Here is a 1,147-nt window from a genome sequence, read left to right as displayed (position 1 = left end):
GTGGAAAAAGCCTTTACCTATGCACGGAAATATGCACCGGAAAGCTGTGCCCTTTACTATAACGATTACAATGAGTATTGGGATCACAAACGGGATGCTATTTATAGTATGTGCAAGTCCCTCTATGAAAAAGGCTTGCTGGATGGCATTGGCATGCAGTCCCACATCAACGCAGATTATGACGGATTCTCCGGCGTGTCGGCATACACCACGGCAATGAAAAAGTTCCTGTCCATTGGCTGCGATTTGCAGATCACAGAATTGGACATCACTATGGAAAACGGCAAGTATACTCTCCAGCAGCAGGCGGATAAGTACAAGGCGATCTTTCAGGCTGCTATGGACTGGAACAAAAATCCCAGTTCAGACGGCAGAGTGACCGCCGTTTGCATCTGGGGGCCGAACGATGCCAACACATGGATCAAAACGGAGAACACCCCGCTGTTGTACGATACCAATCATCAGCCGAAGCTGGCATATACCACACTGACCTCTATGATCCCCCAGTCGGAGTGGGGCGACGGCAGCAATCCCGGCGGCAATGACAAACCCATTGAACCGAATGAATACGGCTGGTATTTCCAAAGCACATTTGAGGGCGATACAGACAGCTGGGAAGGCAGAGGCAGTGCTGATGTTCTCACCAGCGGCAGAACTGCCTATGTGGGCAGTGAAGCATTGTTGGTGCAGAACCGGACGGCTGCGTGGAATGGTGCCGGAAGAACACTGAATCCCAAGGCGTTTGTGCCTGGAAAAGAATACAGCTTTAGCGTGAACGTGGAATATTTTGACGGCGATGCAACTGACCAGTTTTTCCTGAAACTGGCATATACCGATGCCAACGGCGAGGCACAGTACGCCACCGTGGCAGAGGGAACTGCCGTCAAGGGTGAGTGGGTACAGCTTGCCAACAAAAACTATCAGATTCCGGCAGATGCCACGAATATGGTGCTGTATGTGGAAACTGCAGAAAGTACAAATAACTTCTATCTGGACGAGGCGATCGGTGCTGTGGGCGGAACGTCTATCCTCGGTGCAGGGGAATCCAAGCCGTTTCATCTGGGCGATGTCAATGCAGACGGTGTCATTAACGGCATGGATCTGGCACTGGCACGGCAGGGCATTTCCAGTGCATTCTCCGGCAATG

General features: G+C 51.4%; 1 protein-coding gene. It reads left to right on the top strand.

Annotation, left to right across the window (positions count from 1 at the left end):
- Positions 1 to 1,147: endo-1,4-beta-xylanase (locus tag RUMCAL_RS04670; protein WP_040647040.1), on the top strand; the 1,147-nt coding region annotated here is incomplete at both ends.

This window comes from Ruminococcus callidus ATCC 27760 (genome assembly GCF_000468015.1).
Classification (GTDB): Bacteria; Bacillota; Clostridia; order Oscillospirales; family Ruminococcaceae; genus Ruminococcus_C; species Ruminococcus_C callidus.
This window is presented reverse-complemented; position numbering and strand designations above follow the sequence as displayed.